A 3,143-nucleotide genomic window follows, 5' to 3' on the forward strand; every position below is an offset into this window, starting at 1 on the left:
GAAGATTGGAGCTTGACCTCAATGCCCGATTAAAGAAGCGGACCTTCAATACGAGATGCGATCGCGCCGCTTGCCACGGGCGTATATCGCACCGCCGCTGATCTGCTTTCGGAGGCGCTCCCCGCGATGGCCGGCGGCAACCGGAGAAGGGAATTCACGCTCTCAAACCAGCATCGACTGCTGGGCGGAGATACCAGCCATCGCGCTGTGCGATATTGCAGCGGTAACCGAGGCCATGGCTGGGTTGAGGGCGTTTTGGTAACAGTGCTTGCATCCCGAGACAAGGTAGGCACATGCCTCTGGGCAAACCATTGTCTGCGAACTATTCCAGCAGTGTCTTTGACGCATTGCTCATTTCGTCGAGGAAGTCTGCGATCATCATTAGGTCGCGGTCGCTCAGCGCAACAGTAGCCTTACGAAACGCAGCTTCGATCTCGCGATAGCGCGCCAAAGGTTCGGCGGCGTGCTCTGTCATTGCGATCAGGATGGAGCGGCGGTCGGACGCATGGGGGATGCGGCGGATCAAATGAGCCTTTTCCAGCCGGTCGAGCAACGCTGTGCCCGATCCAGATGTCATCCCCAGCTCCGCTATGATCTGTTTGGGACTGACGGGCTCGCCGATCCTGTCGAGATAAGCAAGGCAGCGCAGATCGGTAGGATGAAGTTTCTGATCCTTGGCCACCTTTTCCCGCGCCAGTTCAAGCGTCTGGATTGCCGTTCTCAGCGCTTGCCCTACCCGATTAAGCATCTGCTCGCGATGTTCCTGGTCGCTTGACGTCCTGTCTGTCATTATGTATCTCGTTCATCAAGATTCTTGATCATCGTATATAGCGATCATTTCGCTTATGCTAAGGGGTGCAGTGTGTCGAGCACAAATGTCCAGAAATATCCTGATGTAAATGAAGTTGAGGCGGCTCAGGGACCCTTAGACAGCGCTGATGATACGGGCGCCCATCCTACTCTTGGGAAGGAAAAGCGGGCTAGAAGCGCCGCCGGGCGTGTGGGCTTCTTAGTGCTGGTGCTGTTCGTCGGCAGCCTGGCCTGGCATGTTGCCTCCGATCTTGTTGCGCCCTCGACATCGTCCGGCGCCGTCTCAGCCTCAACCACCCAGATCGCACCACGCGCGGCCGGACAGGTTGCCGAGATTTTTGTCATCGATAATCAGGAGGTTGAGCGCGGCCAGCCCCTTTTCGCACTCGACCCCGCACCGTTCGAACTTGCGGTTCGCCAGGCCGAGGCCGCCTACCAGCAGGCGCTGGTGGGGCTCAATGCCTCAACGGTCAATCTAACGGCAGCCCGAGCGCAGGTCGATCAGGCCGAGGCGAACCTGGAAAACGCCCGAACGGCTGCTGAACGCACGCGAAGCCTTTTCGAGCGCGGCACGGCCACACAGGCTCAACTCGAGGCCGCCGAATTGCAACTTTCTTCCTCGCAATCCAGCCTGGAATCGGCCCAAGCCAGCCTTGAATCGGCACAGCTTCAACTGGGCGATGACAACCAGCCCAATCCTCAAGTCGAAGCGGCGCGCATTCAACTGGAACAGGCAAAGCTCAATCTGGACTTTGCCACCGTGGTCGCTCCTGCCGATGGAGTAATCACCAATCTTCAGCTCAGCGTGGGCCAATTCGTCAATGCCGGCGCGCCGGCCATGACCTTTATCGACAGCGAGCAGCCCTGGGTGGTGGTTGATCTGCGCGAGAACCAATTGGCCAATGTGGAGGTCGGCGACCCGGTCAGCTTGATTTTTGACGCCGTCCCCGGCCGCACTTTCACGGGGCAGGTGCGCGGCATCGCTTGGGGCATCGATCCGGGCAGGATGGCGGCCAACGGTCTGCCGCAAAACCAGCCGTCGACCCGCTGGTTCGAGCCTGCACGCACCATTCCGGTGCAGATCGAGCTTGCACAGGATGAAGCCTGGCCTCGCAACGTCCGGGCCGGGTCAAAGACCGGCGCGCTGATCTTTGCCACCGACCCGAGCAATCCGGTAGCGCTAGTCTCACGCGGCCTGCAGATCATCCAAACCTATCTATCCTACCTCTACTAGGCTCCACCCATGTTCGTCGCGCCAAGGCCCCAGATCGAGGATGATCCGCTTTTTGCGGTGCGTCTGGCCATAATGCCGACCATCGGCTTTGCCGTGGGCATGGTCCTACAATCGCCCATGGCGATGCTGTTCCCCATCATGATGTTTTCGCTGATGGCCGGGAACCGCAAGGCCTTTGATCCCAAGCGGGCGTTTGGCGCGCCAATCGCATTTTCAGTCATGCTTTGGCTGATGTCGCTGCCGGTTGCCCTGTTCTACCAGACACCGCTCGCTTTGGTGGTCATCATGGGCGCGGTCTATTTCGTCGGTTTTTTCATGATCCAGAAGACCGGCAACGCCATGGGCATGCTGTTCATCGTCGCGGCGGCGCTTATGTCGGTGATGGGGCTGGGTTCGCATACGGCCATGAGCTATCTGCGATCGGAAATGACCAAGGCGGCGCTTTGCGTCGCCCTGTTTGCACCGCTGGTCTATATGCTCCTGCCGGTCAAAACCACTGAGATCCATGTCGATCATTATGTTCCAGCGCCGGAGCAGGGCCGCGTGACACGCGCCCTCATTCGCGCCGGGGTGATGCTGGCCTTTTCGCTCTACCTCTACACCATCCTCGACTTCGGCAATGTCATGCTCGGGATTGCCGGCATGTTCATTCTCGTCTTCACGACGCAGGGGGAAATCTGGCGCGAAGTGGGTCAGCGCAGTTTCGCTGTGATCCTTGGAGGATGCCTGTCGCTGATCATACTCGGCACCCTGACGGTCAGCGGACATCTGGTGGTGCTGCTGAGCCTCACCTTTCTCATCGTCCTCTTCCTGTCGCACAAGATGATGACGGGGCGGCTGAACACCATGGTGTATCAGGACGCCGCCTCCATCATGATCTCGTTGGTAGGCAGCGCCATGGCCTCGTCCGATCCCGCTTTCGCGTTTCTGCAGCGTGCGGGCCTGACAATCATAGGGGCGATGGTCGCAGCCGTCGTGGTGAGCGTTCTTGATCGCCTGCTCGTGCGGACTGAGCGGCGGACAAGCGAGGAGCGAAGCCTACATTGAGGTTTCGATGAATGTCTGCTTCTTTAATCGGGCATTGAGGTCAAGCTCCAAT

3 protein-coding genes and 1 pseudogene are annotated in these 3,143 nt (G+C 59.0%); 2 read left to right on the forward strand and 2 right to left on the reverse strand.

Annotated features, from left to right (window positions below; genetic code table 11):
- Positions 1 to 162: 162 nt before the first annotated feature.
- Positions 163 to 246 (reverse strand): annotated as a pseudogene (locus A3840_RS20230) (FAD-dependent oxidoreductase); the annotation flags it as partial.
- 76 nt (positions 247 to 322) lie between these two features.
- Positions 323 to 790 carry a MarR family winged helix-turn-helix transcriptional regulator gene (locus A3840_RS01605; RefSeq protein WP_067450884.1) on the reverse strand — a complete coding sequence of 156 codons (468 nt, stop codon included), beginning with the start codon at positions 788 to 790 and terminating at the stop codon, positions 323 to 325.
- A gap of 222 nt (positions 791 to 1,012) precedes the next feature.
- Between A3840_RS01605 and A3840_RS01610 the strand changes: the two genes are divergently transcribed.
- Both A3840_RS01610 and A3840_RS01615 read left to right on the forward strand, forming a co-directional pair.
- Positions 1,013 to 2,044: an HlyD family secretion protein gene (locus tag A3840_RS01610; protein ID WP_067450887.1), complete on the forward strand. Its 1,032-nt coding sequence runs from the start codon at positions 1,013 to 1,015 to the stop codon at positions 2,042 to 2,044.
- 9 nt (positions 2,045 to 2,053) lie between these two features.
- The gene (locus A3840_RS01615; RefSeq protein WP_067450890.1) at positions 2,054 to 3,091 is read left to right on the forward strand and encodes a DUF2955 domain-containing protein; all 1,038 of its coding nucleotides are present in this window, start codon (positions 2,054 to 2,056) and stop codon (positions 3,089 to 3,091) included.
- The last annotated feature ends 52 nt before the right edge of the window (positions 3,092 to 3,143 follow it).

It is taken from the genome of Devosia elaeis (genome assembly GCF_001650025.1).
In the GTDB taxonomy this organism is placed as follows: Bacteria; Pseudomonadota; Alphaproteobacteria; order Rhizobiales; family Devosiaceae; genus Devosia; species Devosia elaeis.

Bases quoted from the DNA above. Each gene is read 5' to 3' on its own strand.
- A3840_RS01605 (WP_067450884.1), bottom strand. From the start codon at position 790: ATGACAGACAGGACGTCAAGCGACCAGGAACATCGCGAGCAGATGCTT.
- A3840_RS01615 (WP_067450890.1), top strand. From the start codon at position 2,054: ATGTTCGTCGCGCCAAGGCCCCAGATCGAGGATGATCCGCTTTTTGCG.